Below are 19,103 nucleotides of genomic sequence, written 5' to 3' on the forward strand. Positions count from 1 at the left end.
TGCGTGGGACAATTAACTGTAAAACCTACCGTTATTTCAGCTGAAACGCTGGATTTTGACGAATTAGCTGTAAAACCTGCCGTTAATTTGAGCAAAAATGATTGGATTGATGCTTTGGGCTTAAATTAGCGGTACATTTTCCAGTTATTTTCGTTTGAATTCGGGTTGAGTGGAAAATTAACAGTAGAATTTCCAGTTCGTTTCGAAAAAGACTAGTTTGTAGACCAAACGGTAATCGGCATATTTCATTTCATTAACGAATTTGTGCCGAAACAGGCGAGACTGGACAACTTCTAAATTTTGAGCTCAGAAGTGAGGAGGAGACTATGGACATTTTGGTGATTGGCGCCGGAGGGCGCGAGCACGCGATTTGCTGGAGCCTGGCGAAAAGCCCGAAGGCCGATAAAATTTATTGCGCTCCGGGGAATGCGGGAATCGGACAAATCGCCGAGCTGGTGCCGATTCAGGTGAACGAATTCGAGAAGCTGGCGGCTTTTGCGGAGGAGAAGCGCGTAGGTTTGGTTGTCGTAGGTCCGGATGATCCGCTGGCTGAGGGCATCGTAGATGTGTTCGAAGCGAAGAACATCCCGGTATTTGGACCGCGTAAGAATGCTGCGCATATCGAGGGCAGCAAGACCTTCATGAAGGATCTGTTGAAAAAATACAACATTCCAACGGCAGCCTATGAGAAATTTGATAACTACGAGCAGGCGCTTCAGTATCTCCAAAGCCGTCCGGTTCCAATCGTAATTAAGGCGGACGGGCTTGCGGCAGGCAAAGGCGTTACGGTCGCCTTCACTCGCGAAGAGGCGGAAACGGCGCTCAAGAACATTATGATTGACAAAGTGTTCGGCGAATCCGGAAGTCAGGTTGTGATTGAGGAGTTTCTGGAAGGCCAAGAAATGTCGATCCTGTCGTTCGTCGACGGGGAAACGGTCCGTCCCATGGTTGCGGCGCAAGACCACAAGCAGGTGTATGACGGCGACAAAGGCCCGAACACCGGCGGCATGGGAACCTACTCCCCGTTGCCGCATATTGCAGATTCGATTATCGAAGAGGCCATTGAAACGATTATCAAACCAACGGCAAAAGCGATGGTTGCCGAAGGCCGGCCATTCCGCGGCGTGTTGTTTGCCGGCTTGATGATCACGCCGGACGGCAAACCGAAGACGATCGAATTTAACGCCCGCTTTGGCGATCCAGAAACCCAGGTGGTTCTGCCGCGCTTGAAAAGTGATCTGCTGGAGATTTTCTTGGCGGCGGTGAATGGGACGCTGGACCAGGTCGATATCGAGTGGAGCGAGAAAGCGGCGGTTTGCGTTGTATTGGCTTCCGGCGGATATCCAGCCTCCTATCCAAAGGGACTGCCAATTCAAGGGCTGGAAGAAGCCCAATCTGCAGGGGCTTTGGTGTTCCATGCCGGCACGGGCAAGAACGAAGCAGGCGAGTGGGTCACGAACGGCGGCCGTGTACTTGGCGTGGTTGGCCGTGGAAGCTCGATTGCCGAAGCCCGGGACAACGCCTACGAGGCGGCGAACCTCATTACGTTTGAGGGCAAGCATCAACGGTCGGATATTGCCGCTAAGGCGCTTGTATAGGGAGATCATCCGGCTAGGATAATCCGCTGCCGATTCGAGCATGTTAAGGGATATTGGGGATTCTCTTTACGAAAGTCCCTGGAATACTCGAATGGGAGGCGGCATCATCATGAGCGACAAAATGAAGGAAATGCTCCCGGTCTCGCGCGAAGAAGTGGAAGTCGACGGCGTATACCGGGATGAGCTGGGACGGGAAGTCTATTTGCAAAAAGGCGAGGAGTTCCCTTCCGACCCCGTGTACGGCACGATGGAATGGGAGCTGACCGAGCTGGCCCAAGAGACGAACTCGAAAGGTCATACCGATGACCGTCTAATACCAAAGAAACGATAAGCTATAGGTTTGAACGTGAAACGCCCTTCCGAGCTCGGGAATATTTGCCCGTCCGGAGGGGCGTTTCCCTGACTAGACAAAATAACTTGAACCGGAGGCGGTTTCAGGTGTAACTTTATAAGATTGAGAGAACTCAGTTAAAGCGAGGAGAAATAGATGAACCAGGCGGAACGACAAACGGTAGGCATGGAAGACATCGTCAAAGCGCATCACGTGCTGAAGGAAGTAGTTATTCGAACTCCGTTGCAGCTCGACGCAACGTTATCGGCTAGATATGAATGCAATGTCTATTTAAAAAGAGAGGATCTGCAGGTCGTACGCTCCTTCAAGATACGCGGGGCATACAACATGATCCGCAGCCTGCAGCCGGAGGATTTGAAGCGAGGCATTGTGTGCGCGAGCGCCGGCAACCATGCGCAGGGGGTAGCCTTCTCCTGCAATGCGCTAGGCATTCAGGGGAAAATCTATATGCCCAGCACGACGCCCAACCAGAAAATTAAACAGGTTAAAAGATTTGGCGGCGAGCACGTGGAGGTCGTTCTGATCGGCGACACTTACGATGATGCTTATGCGGAGGCGATGAAAGCTTGCCAGGAAGGCGGGATGACATTCATTCACCCGTTTGACGATCCGAAGATTGTGGCCGGAAACGGGACGATTGGCATGGAAATCATGGAAAGCTTGACCGTACCTGCAGATTATGTCTTCGTCACCATTGGCGGCGGCGGGTTGGTGTCGGGCATTAGCACTTATTTGAAAACAGTAAGCCCCGATACGAAGATCATCGGTGTTGAACCATCCGGTGCGGCGTCCATGACGGAAGCGTTAAGACAGAAGCAGGTTGTCACGTTGGAATCAATCGATAAATTTGTGGACGGCGCGGCGGTGAAGCGAGTTGGCGATTTGAATTACGACATTTGCGCAAACCTTCTGGACGACATCGTTCAAGTTCCGGAAGGCAAGGCATGTACGACGATTCTGGAGCTGTACAACGATAGTGCCATCGTCGTCGAACCAGCGGGGGCGCTCCCTGTCTCGGCGCTGGACATGTACCGCGACCAAATTCGCGGGAAGACGGTCGTCTGCGTAATCAGCGGCGGCAACAACGACATCGACCGGATGCAGGAAATGAAGGAACGGTCGTTGATCTATGAAGGGCTGAAGCACTACTTCTTGATAAACTTCCCTCAGCGGGCCGGAGCGCTTCGCGAATTCCTGGAAGAGGTGCTTGGGCCAAACGATGACATCACGCGGTTCGAGTATACGAAGAAGCACAATAAGGAGAACGGTCCGGCTTTGGTTGGCATTGAGCTGAGTGATAAAGCCGATTACGAACCGTTGATCGGACGTATGACTGCGAAAGGCATCGTATATACCGAGCTGAATCGGGATTTGAATTTGTTTAATTTACTGATTTAAGCTTAAATAGCGAAAAAAATAGGTGAGCAGCCCTCTTCGACATTGGTCGGGGAGGGCTTTTTGGCATGTATAGAAGTTTGGAGCGGGAAGGAAAGAAGTATTGATCGGGGACGAAACAGGTTGTTCCTGGGTTCGGGAAGGAATCAGGTTGGGCCAGAGGTCGGGAATGGGTCAGGTTGGAGACTGGCAAGGAGGCAGGGTTCGGAGCGGGTGCGCTTCCGGTCAGTTTCCGGGTCCTTTCCGGTTCGTGTCTGGCCTGTTTGCGGCCCAGATCCGGGCTGGTGTCCGAGTTGGTTGCCTGTGCCGGATCGAGCTGGGTTCGAGTCGGGACCTGCGTCGTAACGGAACGTACGGACCTTATTCGTAGATTACAAGGCTCTTCTGAATTCTAACGGAACTCAGAGGCGTTATTTGGACGGATCATCGTTAATTAGGGCTCTTTTTCACTTCATAAGGTCTCTACGTTCCGTTAGCTCGGGAAATGGCGCGGGAAATTGCAAATAACGTCGCTACGTTCCGTTAGACTTGCACGTTGAAAAAACTGATTCGATCCTTGTTGACAATACTAATATCCTAGTGTACTATTTAACTATCATACTGATACAATGTAATCGAAACCATGGAATCGAACACGTCGAACACGTCGAACACGTCGAACACGTCGAACACGTCGAACACGTCGAACACGTTACTCATCATCAGATTCAAACACAAGCAAGGGAAATTTCAGTATCGTATTTACGAGCATCGATCAAATAAAGGAGTGAATGAGTGTGCAACAACAATCTATTGAAAATGCTGCCCAGGGCTTGGGAGCAGCTGCGACGAAATCGTTAGGACAACAGCAGGGGAAAGGGCAAATGCAAGTGCAAGGGCATGAGCCCGTCGTCTTGTCGGTACAAAAAGTGACGAAAGCGATTGGTAACAAACGGCTGGTCGATAAGCTGTCTTTCGAAATTCGGCGGGGAGAGATCGTAGGTCTGCTCGGACCTAACGGTGCCGGGAAGACGACCACGATTCGGATGATCGTGGGTCTGATCGGAATGACTGAAGGCGATGTGAAGATCAAAGGTTTTAGCATCCGAAATCATTTCATGCAAGCGATCGCCCATGTCGGCGCGATTATTGAGAATCCGGAGTTTTACCCGTACATGACGGGATATGACAATCTGAAGCAGTACGCACGAATGAGTGAAGGGATTACGGAGGAGCGGATTCAAGAAGTCACCCGATTGGTAGGCTTGGAGAAGGCGATGAAAAAACGTGTCAAAGCGTACTCGCTAGGTATGCGTCAGCGCTTGGGCATCGCACAAGCTTTGTTACATCGGCCATCGATTCTGATTCTCGATGAGCCAACCAACGGGCTAGATCCGGCGGGGATTCGGGAAATGCGTGACTATCTGAAGCGTATTGCGGCTGAAGAAGGGATTGCCGTTCTGGTCTCCAGCCACTTGTTGGCCGAAATGGAGCTGATGTGCAGCCGCGTGGTCGTCATTCAGGAAGGGAAGTTCGTGACCGAACGCGCCTTGGGTGAGCCGGTTGAGAAAACCGAGGAACGGGTGAATGTGACGTTCCGGGTCGGCGATGTCGAAGCGGCCAAAACTCGGCTCATCCGGATGGAAGAAATCCGCCTGCTGGGAATGTCCCCAGAACGGAACGAAGTGACGGTCGCCGTGCGCGACAGCTATATCCCACGCGTCGTGAGCGCGCTGGGCAGCGAAGGCATCGCCATCTACCGGATTGAAGAAGTGAAGCAATCCCTGGAAGACGAATTCTTGAAATGGACGGGAGGAAATCAAATTGCGTAAATTTACTCCACTTGTTGTGAACGAATGGTTGAAGATGTCCAAGAAAAAAAGCTTTATCGTTCCCTATACCTTGATCGCCGCGGCGATTGCCGGGATGCTATACATGATGTACGCTTTCTCGCAGGAGAAGTTAGGGTTCCTTGATTTCGCATCCATGGCCATTGCCCGAAACGGCTTGGGTCAAATGACGACGTTGCTGGTCATTATTTGCACCGCGGGGATTGTGGCGAAGGAACACAGTCTTGGTACGATCAAGCTGTTGCTGATCCGCTCGCAGAGCCGCAGCCGGATCTTGGCCTCGAAATACGTGGCTGTGCTGCTGTTTACGCTGTCGCTCTTCGTCTTTTCCCTGGCGGTTGCCCTGTTGGGCGGAGGGTTGGTCTACGGGTTCGGATCTGCCAGCGTACAGGGAATCAGCTGGAGCGAAGTGCTAACCAACACCTTGTATTCGTTCATCTATACCGTGGTTTACGTTACGATCACTTTCCTAGCAAGCATTCTTACTCGTTCCACCGGAGCGACGATCGGAATCGGCATGTTCCTTGTTGTGCTGGAGGAGCTGGTGGTGGCCTTGCTTTCGAGATACGCCTTCGCCAAGTACCTCATCTTCGCCAACGCTGATTTGTCGGTATATCTCAACGGTAATCCGCCGATGCCGGGCATGACATTAACCTTCTCCTCCGTGGTGATCGCCGCCTATTTGGTCTTGTTTCTTGCAGTAAGCTTTGTTACGTTTAAAAAACGGGATGTCGCTTGACCGGTAGAATCATGAACGGCGGCACGGCGGAAAGGAGCCAAGGGAACGTGAGCATCGAATTTGATAATAATCTGCCGATCTATCTGCAAATTATGAATTATTTAAAGAGAGAGATCGTCACCGGCCGACTGAAGGGCGGTGACAAAATTCCGTCGGTCCGCGAGCTTGCGGCCGAGCTGCAAATTAATCCGAATACCGTGCAGCGGACTTTTCAGGAATTGGAGCGTGAAGCCATCGTGGAAACGAAACGCGGACTCGGAAGATACGTGACAAGCGAGGAATCGAAAATTATGACCATCAAAAAAGAAATGGCCGGCGAGCTGCTGGATCGCTTTATCGGAGGCATGCAGGAGCTGGGCTTCAGTAACGAGGATATTGCGGCGCTGGTCGCCGACGCTATGAAGGCTAATGAGCGACGCTAAAGGAGGGCAACCATCAATGAAACCGCTACTGGAAGTACAAGGTGTATCTAAATCGTACGGCAGCAAAAAGGCATTGCATGGGGTGTCCCTAAGCGTCGATAAAGGAAAAATCGTTGGCCTGCTTGGCACGAATGGAAGCGGCAAAAGCACGCTGATGAAAATCGCCGCCGGCCTGATTCATCCTTCGGCAGGTAAGGTGTCAGTGGACGGAACGCCGGTGGGACTAGCGACAAGATCGTTAGTTTCCTTCATGCCCGATCGACCATTAACGGAATCGTGGATGAAGGTGCGGGATGCGATTGGATTTTATCGTGATTTCTACCCGGATTTCGATGAGGAGAAGGCAGGCACAATGCTCGACTTCATGAATCTGAATGAGAAGGATAAAATCAGCTCCCTGTCGAAGGGCATGAACGAACGGCTTCAGCTGACGTTAACGTTATCGAGAAATGCCAAGCTGTATCTGCTCGACGAGCCGATCGGCGGGGTGGACCCGGTGGCCCGGACTAAAATTTTGGACGCAATTGTGGAATTTTACAATGAAGATAGTAGCCTCATTATCTCTACCCATCTGGTTTCGGATATTGAGCGGATTTTCGATGAGGTCATCTTTATTCGCAGCGGCGAGGTTGTTATGCAGGAGGAAGTAGAGAATTTGCGGATTCGCTATGGCAAGAGCGTCGATGACATGTTCAGAGAGGTGTTCGCATAAATGATGAAGCTGTTGAAGTACGATATCAAACAAAATGCCAATACCGTGCTGGGACTATTCGCCGTCTTGGTGATCTTGCAAGTCCTTCTGTCGATCACAGGTAACCTTCGCCAGTGGGATGCAGAAACCATCTTTGGCTTATCCCTTGTTCTGTATTTTACGGCTGTCATTTTCATGCTCGTGCAGTCCTGTAAAACATTTGCCTACAATATCAAAGCCTATCATCGCCGTCTGCTCCCATTGCATCCGGTATGGACGATTCTCTCCTCGCTTGTGTTCAGTTGGCTTGTGGCGCTGATCATCGGGGCCATTGTCTTGATTCATGCGGCGATCTATTATCGGGTGGCTCAAGTACAGATCGATTTTGTTCAGATCGGGACCACGGGGTTCGGGAACACGGTGCTCATTATTTTGAGCATCGTTTGGATGTATACACTGCTGGTGTTGACGATTTTTATGGCGATCACGATTGGCGCCAGCGTCAGCATCCGTGGCAAAGCCGGGACCTGGGTAGGCATCATTTCCTTCTTCGTCATTCAGAACGGAATGTCTTGGGTGGAAGGTTTGCTCTTTAAAGGCACCAATAGTACCTTTGCCAATTTCGGGATCATTCAGATTGGGATGGTCGAGGAGAACGGCGCAGTGACGAGGGAATCGGTAAATCTGCTCCCGCTCGGGCCTTTCCTGCTTGAAGTGGTTGTAGCCGTATTGATGTTTTACGCGATCACGTATTTACTCAAGAAACGGATTGAGATTTGATCTCCCTAGGATAAAGCAAAAGCCGCATCTTCCTCATTGTTGGGGGATGCGGCTTCTGCTATTTTTGTTTAATTTTTCGAGCGGCGACCAAAAAAGAAAATTTGCCCAGCCAGTCCCACGGCAAACAAGATCAGGCTGTCCCAAGGTGAAACGGTAAACGACGGCATGATTCGATTTAATACGGTGCCCACAACGATCAACACGGCCGCAACGGCAATGTAAGTGCCGAACGCACGAAGGTTAAAGCCGCGCGGCCCCGCGTTGGGCGGCATGCCTGGTCTCGCTCCGGGCCCTGCTGGTTTTGCTTCTCCGGCAGGCTCTTGACCTTCGCTGGCTTTGGAGCTTTGCCCAAGGAAGCGAGTGACCAGCTCAACCAATACAATGGACAGAACGGCGATAATCAACAGCGAGGAGGTGCTGATCAGGGTATACTCGAGCTCCCCGCCAAACCATTTGCTGAAGAAACCGGTGATCATATAAATAAAGAAGACCCAGGTCAAAGCTACCCAGGGGATCATCGTATAATATTTGATTTTGTCCTTCAGCGTTCGGGGCTTCCGTGCCTTTACGTCCTCCGCCAGCTCTGCGCAATAAGCCTTTGGATCGGGGCCGAAGCGTTCTGCCGCCGAAATGCCTTTGGCTTGGCTCTTGATGATTTGCCGGGCAATGTCTAGCAGGAGCTCTTCCCCCTTGGCCTCACTAAGCGAGCTGGAGCCGGAACGGAAGTACAAGACCATTTCCCCGAAATACGCTTCGTTCTCCGGCGTCATTTGCTGTCGCAGCCGTTTGGTTTCGCCGATCATTTCGTGGATGTACATGGTAGTATCTCTCCTCCCAGTTTCTTCCGTAGTATACTGCATAGATTGTCTCATTCGCAAGGGACCAAGGCACGGCAGAAGTGGAAGGGAAACAGAACTAATGGATTATGAACATTCCTTGAACCAGGAATAAAAAGCGTCCTTCCCACCAAAAACTAGTTCCTAAGCAAAACGGCAGGCGTCGGCCTCAGCCTAAATTTGGATTTGATGCCTGACAGGCCGGTCTGCACATCATCATACTAAAGTTGCGGGAGGCAGAGCCATGGGAAAATATGAATCGGAGCTGACCCGGAGGTATTTGCTGAACAGCAACTCTCGGGGAAGCCTGGAAGAAGTCGTAACCAATGAGAGCGATGAAGAAATCGCCATGTTATGCGGGGATGACGAGGCATGTGACGAAGGGGATCTGGGGAATCACCGGTTTATGAAAGAATGGGAGGGCCGGGTTACGACCCATGCGTACTTCCGCCAATCCTACGAGTAAGTGAGTTTCTTGCGATTCTTCAGCGATCCGATTGACACCTCGGCTCGGGTAATGATAAGATAAGTTTAAATCATATTAAACTTATCGGATTTAAAGTATATATCATTGCCGAAGTACGGGGGAGGAGACGGGTTATGGAAAGACAGATCGTCATCAATCATGGAGAAGAACAGCTTGCGGCCAGCATACATTACCCGGCCGAGAACAAACAAGGGGGGCGCTGCCATCGCGCTCCCTTGGTCGTCATCTGTCACGGATTTGTAGGCAGCCGTATCGGCGTCGACCGTCTATTCGTCAAGACTGCAAGGGAGCTTGCAGCCGACGGCTTCCTCGTGCTTCGCTTCGACTATCTCGGATGCGGCGAGAGCACCGGTTCTTACGGCGACCATGGCGTAGAGTCGATGATCGCCCAGACCCGTTCAGTGCTGGATTATGGCTTAAGCGCATTTGACGTTGATCCGACCCGGGTATCGTTGCTTGGACATAGCCTTGGCGGGTTGATCGCTCTCTTAACCGCAATTCGCGATCGGCGTGTGAAGAACCTTGTCCTATGGTCGGCGGTGGGCTATCCGTTCAGCGATATTGTGAAAATCACCGGACGCGATCTCTATGACCGGGCGGTCAAGCAAGGAAGCGCCGATTATTTGGGTTATAGACTAACGCCGGAATTTTTTGATTCGCTGGGCGAATATCAACCGTTCCAGGAAGCCGTTAAATTTGCCGGTGACGTCTTGGTCGTGCATGGAACCTCAGACGATATTATTCCGGCGGATTATGCTTTCTTATATCAGAAGGTATTCTGGCTGCGCCCCGAAGGGCGCTGCGATAAGGAGATTATTTTCCAAGGCAATCACACGTTTTCATCCGGCGATCATCAGCAACAGGTCATCCGGAAGACCAAGGAATGGCTTGGAGGTTTGGAAGCTCTGCAGTCGGAGTGGCAGCATTGGATGATCTGAGATCATTACAGGAGAACAACGTCAAACCCACGCGTACAAAAACTGGTAAAATCCTTCGGGGATGGATACAATGAAGGTGTAACCATTTTTTGGCGTAGGGAGGTTTGGGAGATGTCTCAGCCTGCATTGTTTATTGCACATGGATCGCCTACATTAGCGATTGAGAAGAACGCGTATACGGATTTTCTTCACCGTCTAGGTCAGGAAATGCTGGAGCCGCCCGATGCCATTGTGGTCTTCTCGGCGCACTGGGATGCTCCGGATCAATGGGTCTCAACGGATGCGAAGCATACGACGATGCACGATTTCTACGGCTTCCCGGAAGAGATGTATGAAATCGAGTACCCTGCCCCGGGCAGCCCTGAGCTTAGTGGAGAGATCGAGGCGATTTTTCGAGCACACAATCTGCCTTACAAAGCATCAACCGGCAGAGGCCTGGACCATGGAGCCTGGGTAGTGCTGCGGCTGATGTATCCGTCTGCCAATATCCCTGTCGTAGCCTTGTCGGTGGACGCCAAACGCGAGCCGGAAGAGCAGTATGCCATCGGCAAAATGCTCACAGAGTTGCGGCAACGGAACGTTCTGGTCATCGGCAGCGGCGGACTTGTTCATAATCTTCGTTTGCTCGACTGGGAAGGCCGAGAACCGGCAGCGTGGGCCGTGGAGTTTGACGATTGGATTGGCCAGCAGCTGGAGAACTGGGACTTGCGGCAGCTCTTTGATTATGACCGCAAAGCCCCGCATGTCCGAATGGCGATCCCTTCGTATGGACGGGAGCATTTTGTTCCGCTCTTCTACGCCATGGGATCGGCAGACGATGAACGGCATGCTGTGAAGTTGTTTCAGGATTATCAATACGGCAGCCTTAGCTTAAACTGCTGGAAGTTCGGCGGTCGTTGACGGGCAATTAACCTGGTTCGGAACGACCGATCCATATAAATAAGCGCAGAACCTCAAGGGTTGGGGTCTGCGCTTTTCTTTTTTTGAAGTTGTGACCGGTTAACGCCGCCGTCCATAGCGGTTGCGGAAGTGAGGCTGGATGAAGTAGTCCAAGCCGATCCGCCCGGCGTTCGTGCCGGCGACGACGATAAAGATTTGGAGCAGCAGCAGCTGCGGGTTCGTACTTACGGTGCCGGAGAACAGGAAGGCAAAGTTCATGACCATGCCAAAGAAGGCTGCCAGCCAAGTAAAACCGCCCAGAATTAAGCCCAGCCCGACGAGCACCTCGCCGTAAGGGACAAGGATATTAAACAAACTGACATTTGGCAAAGCAACATGCTCGAGAAAAGATGCCCACCAGCCTTGCACCGCGGGATGGTCGCCGCCGCTCTTGGCCAATGCGCCTGTTAGAAATCCAGCGGAATCAAATCCGCCGGTAATTTTGCTCCAACCGGAAGTAAGCCACTCATAACCTACATATAGTCTGAACAGCAAGAGGAGCCAAGAGGCAACAAGGCTCTCCCTTAACCATTTTACGATCATCTCTTCATCTCTCCTTTCCTGTAGTATGCAGATGAAGAGCTCGATTTTAAACCCCCAAATCAAGAATTAAGGTGAAATAGAGGAGTTTGCGAGGAAGTTTGCTTTGTTTCCGGCTTCCCCCAGTAGAGGAATTCAACGTATAATGTAAAAAACTTAAGAATTTTGACGGAGGACATGCCTTTGAAATCATTGAAGTTAAGTTGGCTGCTGCTCTTATTCTTGCTTATCATGATGCTCGCCGCGTGCGGGAAGGTCGGGGAGACGGCCTCGCCTGAGGAAACCCAAGTGCCGCCGCAACAGACGGAGACCCCGGAGGACACTGCTGAGCCCGAACCGGCGCCGCCAGCCTATACGGCTCCGCTGACGGGATTGCCGCTGGAGGAGCCGCTGACCCGCAGACCGCTGGCGATCATGATTAACAATGCGCCAGCCGCTCGCCCGCAATCCGGATTAATCGACGCGGATGTTGTATACGAGGTATTGGCGGAAGGCGGAGTCACGCGGCTTGTATCCATCTTCCACAGTCATGCGGACAACGCCAAGATCGGCCCGATTCGCAGCATTCGCCCGTACATGATCGATTTGGGCGAGAGCTACCACGGGGTGTTGGTGCATGCCGGGGCGAGCAACGAAGCGTTTGCGATCCTGCAAAGACAGCATAAAGAGGATTTGGACGAGATCACCAATGCCGGTGCTTACTTCTGGCGGGACAAGTCCCGGAAGGCGCCGCACAATTTGTATTCCAACGTAGAGAAGCTGCTGGAAGGCGCCGCGAAGCGCGGGTTTGCTACGGAAGATACAGCGGTGCCGGGGTATCTTTTTTATAAGGAAAATGAACAGCCTCATTCGCTGGAGACCGCCACTCACGTAGAGATTAAGTTCCAACTGGACAGCTACCGGGTTGGTTACGATTATGATGCTTCGTCCGGGCTTTACAAGCGGTTTATGAATGGGGAGCCTCACAAGGACTTGGAAACCGGTGATCCAGTGACCGCTGCGAATGTTGTTGTCATGGGAGCAGACCACCGGGTACTGGACGATGTCGGTCGTCTGGAAGTCGGACTGCAACTGGGCGGGGACGCGATATTGTTCCAGCAAGGCAAAGTCATTCGGGCCAATTGGATCCGCAAGGAGGGCGATATCATCCGGTTCATTCAGGATAACGCGGAGATTCCGATGGTGCCGGGACAGACCTTTATTCACGTCGTTCCCAATTCGCCGAGTTTCGACAGTCATGTAAAGGCAGAGTAAAGGCGAAAAAAGGCGAATTATGTATTTTTATGGTGATTAGAGGATAACTTTGGGAGAATCAGGGGAAATATAAGCGAATGATGGTGAAATGTTTGCGACAATATTTCCTATCTATGATGCAGTTGTGATAAGATATTCAGGGTTGTGTAAAACATCAACCCAAGAACTACCTTATGGAGAGAAAAGGGGATACTGATGCGACTGAAGAAGAAAGATATCTTTTTCCAGACGTTAGAGAATATGGCAGATACGATCGTGCACTCGGCGGACTATTTCGCCCAGCAGGTCGCGGACTTCAAGGACGTTGAAGCCTTCGCCAAGAAGATGAAGGAGTTCGAATCCCAATGCGATGAGTACACACATAAAATCATCGTGGAATTAAACAAAACGTTTATTACGCCTATTGAGCGTGACGATATTATGCATTTGATTACCGCGCTCGACGATGTGATCGATGGTTTGGAAGCCACGACATCCCGCTTTTTCATGTACAATCTGAACGGGCCGGATGAATATATCGCGCGCTTTGCCGAAATTTTGCGTAACTCGGCTTATGAGATTCAAAAGGCGATTCATTTGCTATCCCAGAAAAAACTGCTGGCGATCCGCGAATATACGATTCGTCTCAACGACCTGGAGAATCAAGGCGATGAGCTGCTGCGGATTTGCATCAAGGAATTGTTCATGAAGGTTACCGATCCAATCGAATTGATCAAGAAGAAAGAGATTTACGAGCGGTTGGAGACGACAACTGATGCCGCTGAGAAGGTCGCCAACATGCTGGAATCCATCATCATGCGTAATTCTTAAGATAACTTCACTATATATTCGATGTTCGGGAGGTTGGAATTGCGCGGATTTACATAGAGAGATAGCCATCTGTGCAAAAATGCTATGGATACGAGTTTAATGATTATGCTTATCGTTATCATACTGGCGTTGGCGTTCGACTTCATTAACGGGTTTCATGACACGGCCAATGCGATTGCGACTTCAGTATCAACACGGGCGCTGAAGCCGCGCACAGCCATCATGATGGCTGCGGTTATGAACTTCCTAGGTGCTATCTTGTTTACCGGGGTCGCCAAAACGATCGGGGGCAGTGTCGCAGATCCGGCAAAGCTGGATAATGGTCTGGAAGTCCTGGTCGCCACACTATTGTCGGCAATTATTTGGAACCTCATTACCTGGTGGTTTGGCATCCCATCCTCTTCTTCTCATGCGCTGATCGGTTCCTTAGCTGGGGCGGTCTACGTTGGAGCTGGGGCGGACAAGCTGAACTGGAGCGGATTTACAACGATTGTGGAAGGGCTGGTGTTCTCCCCAATCATCGCTTTTGTGATTGGTTATATCATCATGACCATCTTGCGATGGATCTTTGCGCGGCGTAGTCCGCATACGGTGAACAAAGGCTTCCGGTCGATGCAAATCGTAACCGCAGCGATCCAAAGCTTCACGCACGGCACCAACGATGCGCAGAAAGCGATGGGGATTATTACGTTCGCCTTGGTCACCGCGGATTTCCAAGATCATATGGAGGTACCGTTGTGGGTTAAGCTGGCCGCAGCAACAGCAATGGCGCTGGGGACATCGGTGGGCGGTTATAAAATCATCAAGACGATGGGTACGAAGATCTTCAAAATCGAGCCGATCAACGGTTTCGCCGCGGATCTTTCCGCTGCATCGGTTATTTTCGGGGCCACGTTGTTTCATTTGCCCGTCAGCACGACGCATGCCATCACCTCGTCCATCCTTGGTGTAGGTGCTGCCAAACGGTTCTCTGCCGTACGTTGGTCGATGGCTGGGCGCATCGTGATTGCCTGGGTAATTACGATTCCGATTGTGTTTGTCATGGCGGGGTTAATCTATAAATTGTTGTTCTAAATGGAGTTAAGCCAATCTGATGAGGATTGGCTTTTTTTGGGTTAGATTTGGTGCTGGGCAGCCAAGTAAAAAATAAAGCCGCCGCCGGGTTAACGGCGGCGTTTTCCCGATTTAACCGACTTGCCGGATTTGCCGGTTGCGGAGCGTTTACCAATGCGGCCAGATCCGGTACGGCTGCCGCTTTTCTTGCGATTGGATTTGCGGCGGCGGGGCGGGTAATCGTCCCGGCCGAGGCTGCCGGGTCTGCTTTTGCCGCCGGGCAAGAGCGAGGTAAGCAGCTTCGCCATCGGGGCGAATTGTTGTACGGTCTGCATAACTTTCTGCACCTGGCCCATCGTTGCCAAGATGCCGTCGATCCCGCCCATGCGGTCGACGATGCCTTTCAAGTCGCTTAAGCTGGGCAAGGACAGACCGCCGGCTTTTGGCGTGGTTGTCGCAGCCGGGGTAGGTGTTGGCGCCTGGGTCGGTGTGGGTGTCGGCGGAGAATAAGGAACCAGCGAGGAAGCCTCCGCTTTAATTTCGTACGGATTCACCCCCGGGTAAAAATGGGTGTACGGATGGAACGGGGGCACCGGACCCTGGCGGGAATCATAGTTATGAGGCATGGGTATCACTTTCCTTTTCGGATATTTTGCCCGGGCAGGCTGACCGTAAGGCCCGTTTCCTTCTTGTCCGCCCTCCCGAGACAAGACCTAGGAGCGAAATGACATCCGCCGAAGGGGACACGCGCGGATGGTGAGATCGGCGTGATGATCCCTGGCTAGGCGTTTGTATTACTATACTGTATGTGCCCGCCCTGCCTTGCGTATGGACGAATGTCCCGGTTCTGGTGGGCGTTCGCGGAATTTGGGCGTTCTTTCTGTGATGCGTGAAATCGTTAATGCTTGAAAAGGAGTACGCCCCTCGGGTACAATGGGGGTGTGGTACAGTAACGGTAGGGGATGATAATTCAGTGCAGCTGAAGAAATTAAATGACAAAACGATTGATCAATTATTTGAAGCCATTTTAACGTTAAAGAACATCGAGGAATGCTACATCTTTTTTGATGACCTGTGCACCGTTAACGAAATTCAGTCTTTGTCGCAACGTCTGGAAGTCGCCCGAATGTTGGGCAAAGGCAACACATACAACCAGATTGAAGCAGAAACCGGAGCCAGCACGGCGACCATATCCCGGGTGAAGCGCTGCCTAAATTACGGCAACGACGGCTACAAAATGGCGCTTGACCGTTTAGGTCGCTAAGCTTATGACAGACGAAATTCAAGCAAGGTCGATGAGGGTGGCGGACGATGGCCGGGAGATGCTCCCAATGGAGGACGCCAAGAAACCGGGTGTGCTTGTCATCAGCCACGGCTCCCCAGATGAGCACTGGGTAGCTCTTGTGGAGGCGGCGGTAGCGGAAGCGGCGGACGATTTGCCCGCCGGGCTTCCGCTCGCCTGTGCTTTCCTCGAAACGGTGGAAGGCCGCCTGATTCAGGACGGCATCGATCAGCTGGAAGGTCAGGGAGTGACGGACATGATCGTCATTCCCTTATTCGTGTCCTCAGGAAGTACCCATATCGATGAAATCGCTTATGCCCTTGGGGTGAAAGATGCACCGGAGAAGGAAACCGACCTGGAACGTTTTCGGGTTTCCGCTCGGGTGTTTTTTGGCGATCCTATCGATGATGGTCCGCTGGTCGCTAAGATGGTGTGGGACAAAGTGAAGGGGCTGTCCGTACGGCCGGAGCGTGAAGTGCTGCTTCTCGTCGGACACGGCAGCAATCATCCCGGCTTCTTGCAGCGGTGGGAGCGCGGAATTGCCTCGCTGGCGGCGCAATGTGCGGAGCTGGCCGGCCTCGCAGGGGGGGCCGATTATGCGCTTCTGAATCCGGACAGCTTATCGGCCAAAGTCCGTGATTGGTCAGAACGGGGAATGGACGTGATTGTGGCTCCACTTTTCCTGAGCGCCGGATATTTTACGAAGGTCACGATTCCTGAGCGGCTGAAGGGGCTGGCTCATCGTTATTCGGGAGAGGCGTTGCTGCCCCATCCTTTGATGGCTCGCTGGATGTCGCAACAAATATTGAATATAATGGGATCAGTGATAGGTTGACATTATGAGTTCAGGTGGCGTTAGGAAGATGAAAAGAGCTAGGTTGATTTATAATCCAACCTCGGGAAGAGAAGAGATGCGCCGCCTCCTGCCGGACGTGCTGGAGCGTCTGGATCAGGGCGGCATTGAGACGTCGTGTCATGCGACGACCGGGGAAGGCGATGCGACGCGCGAGGCGGCTTTGGCGGTCGAACGCGGATACGACATCATTATTGCGGCCGGCGGTGATGGGACGCTGAATGAGGTTGTGAACGGCATGGCCGGGAAGAGTAATTTGCCTCCGCTGGGGGTGTTCCCGCTGGGCACGACAAATGATTTCGCCCGCGCCATGGGAATTCCTCGGCGTTGGGAGGATTATTGCGACTTGGTCATTGAGAATAAAACCAGACCGATCGATATCGGCAAAGTGAACGGCCGACATTTCATAAATATCGCCGGCGGCGGCAAGTTGACCGAGCTGACATATGAGGTGCCGAGTCGGCTCAAGACGCTGATTGGGCAGCTGGCCTATTATATGAAGGGTATCGAGAAAATGGCCAGCCTGTCGCCAACCAGGTTGATCATCGATGCGGAAGGGCACGAGATTATAGAGGGTGAGTTCATGCTGTTCTTGATCGCCAACAGCAACTCCGTTGGCGGCTTCGAGAAGCTGGCGCCGGACGCGCGCATCGACGACGGGCTGCTGGACGTGATCGCGCTCAAGAAATGCAACCTGGCGGAATTTATCCGTCTGGTGACGATGGCGCTGCGCGGCGATCATTTAGGCGACTCGCACGTCATTCATTTCAAGACGCGGCGTATGGAAGTCACCTCACCCGGCCGTGTGCTGCTCAATCTCGACGGCGAACTGGGCGGCGAATTGCCCGGCGTGTTCGAGATTTTGCCGCAGCATTTGCGGATTTTTGCTTGAGGGTGAAGGCGGGGTGTGTTGTAGGGCGGATGGAGTTAGGGATGTCTGGTTAAGCTGTGTGTGTCAGGTGATGCGGTGTGTGCAGATCAATGCTGTCGATGTTAGATGATGCCGTGTGTGTCATATAACATTATGTAGCTGAGTCAGGAAGGATGTAATCAAACTAGATCGAGGTAGCTTAAGTAAGGAATTTTGGATGTCTGTCCGTGATTGATGGATTTAGAGAGTAATTTACAGGGTTGCCTGAGGCACGCCACCAGGAAGCTTAGGTTGTGAGGATCCCCCGCCGGGTTGGCGGGGGATTTGGCTTGGTTGGGGCAGGTGTGGTGTGGCGGTGGTTCGAAACGTATGGTTTTCGAAATGTATGGTGTTCGTTCGGAATGTATGGTGTTGGAAGGTATGGGATTCGAAGCGAATTAAGTGGAAATTCTACCGTTATTTTTTAAGTAACTACGGTTTTGCGAGAATTAGCTGGAAAAAGTACAGTTAATTTCGCGAGATTAGCTGAAAACGGGGAAAATGGGCCAAATTAGCTGTAGGATTTCCAGTTAATTTTGCGAAATTGGGCCAAACGGGGTAAATTAGATGGAGGATTTACCGTTAGTTGTTTTATCGATGGGCTGGATTAGATGCATTGACGTCGAATGGACGTTCTTCCCTTAATGGCGAGGATTTAGAGTATAGGATTAAAGTATATAGAAAGTATTGGACTAAAGTATATAGTTTGAACTGTGTTAGATAAAGCCATGTTGGAGTAACCGGTTCAGTTGAACATAGAAGGAGAAAGTGATGAAGAAACAACGGAGTAACAATCGACGTCCTGGCGGGGGACGGACAGGTGGAGCCCGAGGACAAGGACAAAAAATAGCCGGCGGTGCGAAAGGCAACCCTGGCGGGCGAGGGGAAGCTTCCGGGAGCCTTCCATCTCGGGAGCGTGCGGCTGTGGCTGTGGCTGCGGAACGGCCTGTCAGCGCGCGGCCTGTTGGGCGCGCCGGGAGCAGCGCGTCTGAAGCCGCGCTGGCGGGCCTTCCCGTCGTGAAAAATGATGAGGTCGTCATCGACATCATCGGGATGAACCACGACGGGGAAGGTGTGGGCCGGGTGGAGGGCTACACGCTGTTTGTAACCGGAGCCTTGCCGGGCGAGAAAGCCCGGGTCAAGGTGCTCAAAACGAAAAAGCAGTATGGCTATGCCAAACTGCTTGATGTGGTTGAGGCGAGTCCGGACAGGGTGGCCGCGCCCTGTCCGATCTATGACAAGTGCGGCGGCTGCCAGCTGCAGCACTTGAGCTATGACGCGCAGCTCGCGTGGAAGCGTCAGCACGTCGTCGACGTGCTGGAGCGCATCGGCAAGCTGCGCGTGGCAGAGGGCGCGCCAGCGGCAGGCGGCAGCGGCGACGCCGGCGCTGCCGCC

At 52.2% G+C, this 19,103-nt stretch carries 23 protein-coding genes; 20 read left to right on the forward strand and 3 right to left on the reverse strand.

Annotated features, from left to right (window positions below; genetic code table 11):
• Positions 1-3 precede the first annotated feature (3 nt).
• From RW092_RS18355 to RW092_RS18400, 10 genes are all read left to right on the forward strand, one after another.
• Positions 4-129 (forward strand): hypothetical protein, encoded by a 126-nt coding sequence (locus tag RW092_RS18355; RefSeq protein ID WP_316010917.1) that lies wholly within the window; start codon positions 4-6, stop codon positions 127-129.
• Positions 130-326: 197 nt separating this feature from the next.
• Positions 327-1,598 (forward strand): phosphoribosylamine--glycine ligase, encoded by a 1,272-nt coding sequence (purD, locus tag RW092_RS18360; protein ID WP_316010918.1) that lies wholly within the window; start codon positions 327-329, stop codon positions 1,596-1,598.
• Between the two features lie 109 nt (positions 1,599-1,707).
• Entirely contained in the window at positions 1,708-1,929 is a 222-nt protein-coding gene (locus RW092_RS18365; protein ID WP_016313444.1) for a hypothetical protein, read from the forward strand.
• 156 nt (positions 1,930-2,085) lie between these two features.
• Positions 2,086-3,348, forward strand: coding sequence for a threonine ammonia-lyase IlvA (ilvA, locus tag RW092_RS18370; RefSeq protein WP_316010919.1), 1,263 nt, complete (start codon positions 2,086-2,088; stop codon positions 3,346-3,348).
• Between the two features lie 166 nt (positions 3,349-3,514).
• A complete protein-coding gene (locus RW092_RS18375; RefSeq protein WP_316010920.1) occupies positions 3,515-3,715 on the forward strand; it encodes a hypothetical protein in 201 nt (66 codons plus the stop codon).
• 400 nt (positions 3,716-4,115) lie between these two features.
• On the forward strand, positions 4,116-5,156 hold the full coding sequence (locus tag RW092_RS18380) for an ABC transporter ATP-binding protein (RefSeq protein WP_316010921.1): 1,041 nt from the start codon (positions 4,116-4,118) through the stop codon (positions 5,154-5,156).
• Positions 5,149-5,913, forward strand: a complete 765-nt coding sequence (locus tag RW092_RS18385; protein ID WP_028539552.1) for an ABC transporter permease — start codon at positions 5,149-5,151, stop codon at positions 5,911-5,913. Before RW092_RS18380 ends, RW092_RS18385 begins: the two co-directional genes overlap by 8 nt.
• Before the next feature lie 47 nt (positions 5,914-5,960).
• Positions 5,961-6,335: a GntR family transcriptional regulator gene (locus tag RW092_RS18390; protein WP_316010931.1), complete on the forward strand. Its 375-nt coding sequence runs from the start codon at positions 5,961-5,963 to the stop codon at positions 6,333-6,335.
• A gap of 16 nt (positions 6,336-6,351) precedes the next feature.
• Positions 6,352-7,047 carry an ABC transporter ATP-binding protein gene (locus RW092_RS18395; protein WP_316010922.1) on the forward strand — a complete coding sequence of 232 codons (696 nt, stop codon included), beginning with the start codon at positions 6,352-6,354 and terminating at the stop codon, positions 7,045-7,047.
• Positions 7,048-7,806: a hypothetical protein gene (locus RW092_RS18400; RefSeq protein ID WP_316010923.1), complete on the forward strand. Its 759-nt coding sequence runs from the start codon at positions 7,048-7,050 to the stop codon at positions 7,804-7,806. It abuts the gene before it with no gap.
• A 68-nt stretch (positions 7,807-7,874) separates the two neighbouring features.
• On the opposite strand, the gene RW092_RS18405 is transcribed toward RW092_RS18400, so the two are convergent.
• Positions 7,875-8,624, reverse strand: coding sequence for a DUF1129 domain-containing protein (locus RW092_RS18405; protein WP_016313437.1), 750 nt, complete (start codon positions 8,622-8,624; stop codon positions 7,875-7,877).
• 262 nt (positions 8,625-8,886) lie between these two features.
• Between RW092_RS18405 and RW092_RS18410 the strand changes: the two genes are divergently transcribed.
• The 3 genes from RW092_RS18410 (at position 8,887) to RW092_RS18420 (ending at position 10,967) form a co-directional block, all read left to right on the forward strand.
• On the forward strand, positions 8,887-9,108 hold the full coding sequence (locus RW092_RS18410; protein ID WP_016313436.1) for a hypothetical protein: 222 nt from the start codon (positions 8,887-8,889) through the stop codon (positions 9,106-9,108).
• A 134-nt stretch (positions 9,109-9,242) separates the two neighbouring features.
• A complete protein-coding gene (locus RW092_RS18415) occupies positions 9,243-10,067 on the forward strand; it encodes an alpha/beta hydrolase (RefSeq protein WP_316010924.1) in 825 nt (274 codons plus the stop codon).
• A 111-nt stretch (positions 10,068-10,178) separates the two neighbouring features.
• Complete coding sequence (locus RW092_RS18420) at positions 10,179-10,967, forward strand: DODA-type extradiol aromatic ring-opening family dioxygenase (RefSeq protein ID WP_316010925.1); 789 nt, start codon at positions 10,179-10,181, stop codon at positions 10,965-10,967.
• Positions 10,968-11,066: 99 nt separating this feature from the next.
• Here RW092_RS18420 and RW092_RS18425 read toward each other — a convergent pair whose 3' ends face one another.
• Positions 11,067-11,549, reverse strand: a complete 483-nt coding sequence (locus RW092_RS18425; RefSeq protein ID WP_016313433.1) for a DoxX family membrane protein — start codon at positions 11,547-11,549, stop codon at positions 11,067-11,069.
• A gap of 174 nt (positions 11,550-11,723) precedes the next feature.
• Here RW092_RS18425 and RW092_RS18430 point away from each other — a divergent pair, with 174 nt between their 5' ends.
• The 3 genes from RW092_RS18430 to RW092_RS18440 all read left to right on the forward strand — a co-directional run bounded on the left by RW092_RS18430 (position 11,724) and on the right by RW092_RS18440 (position 14,684).
• Positions 11,724-12,800, forward strand: coding sequence for a DUF3048 domain-containing protein (locus tag RW092_RS18430; protein WP_316010926.1), 1,077 nt, complete (start codon positions 11,724-11,726; stop codon positions 12,798-12,800).
• A 195-nt stretch (positions 12,801-12,995) separates the two neighbouring features.
• Entirely contained in the window at positions 12,996-13,610 is a 615-nt protein-coding gene (locus RW092_RS18435; protein WP_316010927.1) for a DUF47 domain-containing protein, read from the forward strand.
• A gap of 84 nt (positions 13,611-13,694) precedes the next feature.
• Positions 13,695-14,684 carry an inorganic phosphate transporter gene (locus RW092_RS18440; RefSeq protein ID WP_316010928.1) on the forward strand — a complete coding sequence of 330 codons (990 nt, stop codon included), beginning with the start codon at positions 13,695-13,697 and terminating at the stop codon, positions 14,682-14,684.
• Between the two features lie 89 nt (positions 14,685-14,773).
• Here the strand turns inward: RW092_RS18440 and RW092_RS18445 are convergent, their stop codons facing one another.
• A complete protein-coding gene (locus tag RW092_RS18445; RefSeq protein ID WP_316010929.1) occupies positions 14,774-15,289 on the reverse strand; it encodes a hypothetical protein in 516 nt (171 codons plus the stop codon).
• Positions 15,290-15,636: 347 nt separating this feature from the next.
• Between RW092_RS18445 and RW092_RS18450 the strand changes: the two genes are divergently transcribed.
• The 4 genes from RW092_RS18450 to RW092_RS18465 all read left to right on the forward strand — a co-directional run.
• Positions 15,637-15,927, forward strand: coding sequence for a YerC/YecD family TrpR-related protein (locus RW092_RS18450; RefSeq protein WP_009224548.1), 291 nt, complete (start codon positions 15,637-15,639; stop codon positions 15,925-15,927).
• A 67-nt stretch (positions 15,928-15,994) separates the two neighbouring features.
• The gene (locus RW092_RS18455; RefSeq protein WP_316010932.1) at positions 15,995-16,780 is read left to right on the forward strand and encodes a sirohydrochlorin chelatase; all 786 of its coding nucleotides are present in this window, start codon (positions 15,995-15,997) and stop codon (positions 16,778-16,780) included.
• A 28-nt stretch (positions 16,781-16,808) separates the two neighbouring features.
• A complete protein-coding gene (locus RW092_RS18460) occupies positions 16,809-17,690 on the forward strand; it encodes a diacylglycerol kinase (RefSeq protein WP_085279802.1) in 882 nt (293 codons plus the stop codon).
• Between the two features lie 789 nt (positions 17,691-18,479).
• Positions 18,480-19,103, forward strand: a 624-nt coding sequence (locus tag RW092_RS18465) for a TRAM domain-containing protein (RefSeq protein ID WP_410055553.1), incomplete at its 3' end; no start/stop codon positions are given.

Origin of the sequence: Paenibacillus sp. 3LSP (genome assembly GCF_032465655.1) — a bacterium.
Taxonomy (GTDB): Bacteria; Bacillota; Bacilli; order Paenibacillales; family Paenibacillaceae; genus Fontibacillus; species Fontibacillus barengoltzii.

Excerpts from the sequence above, each read along its gene's own strand:
- purD (WP_316010918.1), top strand. The coding sequence starts at position 327 with ATGGACATTTTGGTGATTGGCGCCGGAGGGCGCGAGCACGCGATTTGC.
- RW092_RS18365 (WP_016313444.1), top strand. The coding sequence starts at position 1,708 with ATGAGCGACAAAATGAAGGAAATGCTCCCGGTCTCGCGCGAAGAAGTG.
- ilvA (WP_316010919.1), top strand. The coding sequence starts at position 2,086 with ATGAACCAGGCGGAACGACAAACGGTAGGCATGGAAGACATCGTCAAA.
- RW092_RS18375 (WP_316010920.1), top strand. The coding sequence starts at position 3,515 with ATGGGTCAGGTTGGAGACTGGCAAGGAGGCAGGGTTCGGAGCGGGTGC.
- RW092_RS18380 (WP_316010921.1), top strand. The coding sequence starts at position 4,116 with ATGAGTGTGCAACAACAATCTATTGAAAATGCTGCCCAGGGCTTGGGA.
- RW092_RS18395 (WP_316010922.1), top strand. The coding sequence starts at position 6,352 with ATGAAACCGCTACTGGAAGTACAAGGTGTATCTAAATCGTACGGCAGC.
- RW092_RS18400 (WP_316010923.1), top strand. The coding sequence starts at position 7,048 with ATGATGAAGCTGTTGAAGTACGATATCAAACAAAATGCCAATACCGTG.
- RW092_RS18405 (WP_016313437.1), bottom strand. The coding sequence starts at position 8,624 with ATGTACATCCACGAAATGATCGGCGAAACCAAACGGCTGCGACAGCAA.
- RW092_RS18410 (WP_016313436.1), top strand. The coding sequence starts at position 8,887 with ATGGGAAAATATGAATCGGAGCTGACCCGGAGGTATTTGCTGAACAGC.
- RW092_RS18415 (WP_316010924.1), top strand. The coding sequence starts at position 9,243 with ATGGAAAGACAGATCGTCATCAATCATGGAGAAGAACAGCTTGCGGCC.
- RW092_RS18420 (WP_316010925.1), top strand. The coding sequence starts at position 10,179 with ATGTCTCAGCCTGCATTGTTTATTGCACATGGATCGCCTACATTAGCG.
- RW092_RS18425 (WP_016313433.1), bottom strand. The coding sequence starts at position 11,549 with ATGATCGTAAAATGGTTAAGGGAGAGCCTTGTTGCCTCTTGGCTCCTC.
- RW092_RS18430 (WP_316010926.1), top strand. The coding sequence starts at position 11,724 with ATGCCTTTGAAATCATTGAAGTTAAGTTGGCTGCTGCTCTTATTCTTG.
- RW092_RS18435 (WP_316010927.1), top strand. The coding sequence starts at position 12,996 with ATGCGACTGAAGAAGAAAGATATCTTTTTCCAGACGTTAGAGAATATG.
- RW092_RS18440 (WP_316010928.1), top strand. The coding sequence starts at position 13,695 with ATGGATACGAGTTTAATGATTATGCTTATCGTTATCATACTGGCGTTG.
- RW092_RS18445 (WP_316010929.1), bottom strand. The coding sequence starts at position 15,289 with ATGCCTCATAACTATGATTCCCGCCAGGGTCCGGTGCCCCCGTTCCAT.
- RW092_RS18455 (WP_316010932.1), top strand. The coding sequence starts at position 15,995 with ATGGAGGACGCCAAGAAACCGGGTGTGCTTGTCATCAGCCACGGCTCC.
- RW092_RS18460 (WP_085279802.1), top strand. The coding sequence starts at position 16,809 with ATGAAAAGAGCTAGGTTGATTTATAATCCAACCTCGGGAAGAGAAGAG.